General features: G+C 47.3%; 3 protein-coding genes. All 3 read right to left on the bottom strand.

The window, feature by feature from the left end:
* Positions 1-254: 254 nt before the first annotated feature.
* The 3 genes from QT998_RS27300 to QT998_RS27290 all read right to left on the bottom strand — a co-directional run bounded on the left by QT998_RS27300 (position 255) and on the right by QT998_RS27290 (position 1,998).
* Positions 255-470, bottom strand: coding sequence for an NAD(P)H-quinone oxidoreductase subunit O (locus QT998_RS27300; RefSeq protein WP_333093621.1), 216 nt, complete (start codon positions 468-470; stop codon positions 255-257).
* A 191-nt stretch (positions 471-661) separates the two neighbouring features.
* On the bottom strand, positions 662-1,615 hold the full coding sequence (locus tag QT998_RS27295) for a DNA-formamidopyrimidine glycosylase (protein ID WP_333118930.1): 954 nt from the start codon (positions 1,613-1,615) through the stop codon (positions 662-664).
* 2 nt (positions 1,616-1,617) lie between these two features.
* Positions 1,618-1,998, bottom strand: coding sequence for a photosystem I reaction center subunit IV (locus tag QT998_RS27290; protein WP_333093623.1), 381 nt, complete (start codon positions 1,996-1,998; stop codon positions 1,618-1,620).
* Positions 1,999-2,483 lie beyond the last annotated feature (485 nt).

Below are 2,483 nucleotides of genomic sequence, written 5' to 3'. Positions count from 1 at the left end.
AACGTCTTAAGTTTAACTCCAATTAGGTAACTTAATGTTTTGTTACATAGATAGTTTTTTTCCCGCCTACCTACTTATTGACTGTTGACTCGATTTTATTATTCCGATGCAGCCGAGAACGATATAAAAGCTGCCTTTAAAAATTAGTTTAATGGCGATCGGGCGCAGCTTTTGTACTCTAGGTTACAAACAAATAAGGTGCGCGGGGCGCACCCTAGGTTAAATTTAAAACAGTGATGTTTAGTTTCGATCGGTTAGTTAAAATCTTCTAGTTGGTCTACGCGCAGCCAAATATTCGGGGTGGGGACTTTGCCGAATTTGACGAAGGCGTAGTCGCCGCGAACATCCATTACTTCGCCTTTTGTTTCAAATAGATAGGAGGAAAAGCGCGGATCGCTGGCTTTGGCTTCTAGGCTGTTTTCCAATTTTTTGCGAATTGCGCGGACTGTGCTACCTTTTTTGATTGCCATAACTTGCTCTGTTTAGTTGATCGAAGTATTTAAATTTTAATGCCGATTTGGCTTTAATACCAGTTGATTGAGTTGAGTCGGCGGTTGAAACCGCAACTACACGAACGAAGTCTGCGAAGGCAGACTGAAGAGTCGGAAGCTGAGATTTGGTATATCGATCGAATCTGATACAAAATCTGTTGCCGAAATTATTATTTCTGGCACGCGGGGCAAAAATGAGTCGATCGCCCTGCTAATTTTATCTTTTCAATGGTTATAGAGCAAGTGCGGCAGGGTTGACCCGATCTATTGTACACCCAAGCGACACCGCCGTAGTTGCCGTTTACACCTTGGACGTTGAGAAAATTACTGAAAGTGGTGCCGCCGGAGGCGATCGCCTGCTGTAAAACTTGAATAATAGCTGTATGGATGCGCTCAATTTGCTCTGCTGTCAAATCGGCGCACAGAGTTGTCGGCATCACTCCCGCCAAGAACAAAGTTTCATCTGCGTAAATATTGCCCAAACCCGCTACCAGTGACTGGTCTAGCAATGCTGTTTTAATTGGTCGCGCCCGTCGGTGCAGCTTGCGGGCGAAATATTCTGTGGTAAATTCCTCTGAAAACGGTTCCGGGCCTAGGAGTTTCAGGCCGGTAACTGTGCTTTCCACTTCTGTTTCTGCGGGCACGTACCACATTTGCCCGAAGGTGCGCTGGTCTACAAACCGCAGTTCTCGGTTTCCTTCAAAAAATAGCCGGACTCGCGCGTGTTTTGGCAGGGGTTCGGATTCGTTCACCCACAGCAATTGTCCGGTCATCCGCAGGTGAACCCCCAACCAGCCAGCTTTTGAGGGATGGAAGAAGGAAGAGGGAAGAGGGGAGAGGGAGGAAGGAAGAGTGGAAGAACTTGGAGTTTGAGCCGTAAATTCTCCCCCTTTCCCTTTCTCTCTTTCTCCTTCTGGGAATTGAGATAGTTCTGCCAGGAGGTATTTGCCGCGCCGATACCAAGATGCGATCGACTTTCCTTTGAGTTTTGTCAAAAAATCGGTCGCAGAGATTGAGCGGGCGATCGAGCTATTTAACAGCACGTCTCCGCCCAAAATTTCTCGATCGAGGGTAAGTTGGTTCAAACCCCGGCAAATAGTTTCAACTTCTGGCAGTTCTGGCACAATTAGCGTTGTTCTGTTCCTTGATTTGGCGAACCTTCGACGCTGCCGGGAACTTCTGCACCAGGCTTGCTGCCGGTCGAAGTTTTCGGCTGCTGGGGGGTTGCTCCGCTGCCTGTTTTGCGGGTTTTCGGCTCTACGGTGGTTTGCTTGCCGCCGGAAGCTGCTGGAGTGGCTGTTTTGGCTTTTGCTTTGGGTGCGGCCACTTCCACTACTTCGCTTTGGGCGAAGTTGTTGGTGTTGACGCCTGCATAATTTACGGTGTTAAAGCGAACGATAACAGGGTATTTAATGCCGCTTTGGTCTACCGTAGCAACGGTGCCCACTTCTTGATACCAGAAGGATTCTTTGCGAAGAATCCGGACTGTCGAACCGCGTTGAACCATGAGCTTTGTTTCCTTTGCGATGAATAAACGGATAAAGCCATTTTTTTTACTCTAGTCGATCGCGCGCCGCATTTAAAGTCTGTAACGAAATTCTTGCCTGGGGCTCTGTTTTTTCGTTGCTACTTTGTAAAGAAAAGTAAATTTTTTTGTGGGCGATCGCTAGAGTTAAAAAATTAATAAACAGATATTATCCGTCAAAAAAAAGCAGGGCGATCGGATCTATAAAAAAGTTTACAAATCGGATTTTGTGGGGTGGTGGAGGGAACAGAACCCGGAGACCCCCCGAACCAAGAGGGCGGGGACGGGGGCACTGCCCCTACAAGGGTGGACTAGAAGCATTCTCAAAGTCCCCCTTCTTAAGGGGGGTTAGGCAGGGTGGATTAATTGTCGAGAGGCCTTCATCAAGGCTATGAAGGCTATTGACCAACTTTATGCGAGGCATTTAACAGGTTTATCTTGACCAGATAAATCAAAAAGCAACTCAC

Origin of the sequence: Microcoleus sp. S1D4 (assembly GCF_036700765.1) — a bacterium.
Classification (GTDB): domain Bacteria; phylum Cyanobacteriota; class Cyanobacteriia; order Cyanobacteriales; family Microcoleaceae; genus Microcoleus.
The sequence above is the reverse complement of the archived record's forward strand: the minus strand, read 5'-3'. Positions and strand labels throughout refer to the sequence as shown.

What these genes read in the sequence shown, in the direction of transcription:
- QT998_RS27300 (WP_333093621.1), bottom strand. Translation starts at nt 470, where the DNA reads ATGGCAATCAAAAAAGGTAGCACAGTCCGCGCAATTCGCAAAAAATTG.
- QT998_RS27290 (WP_333093623.1), bottom strand. Translation starts at nt 1,998, where the DNA reads ATGGTTCAACGCGGTTCGACAGTCCGGATTCTTCGCAAAGAATCCTTC.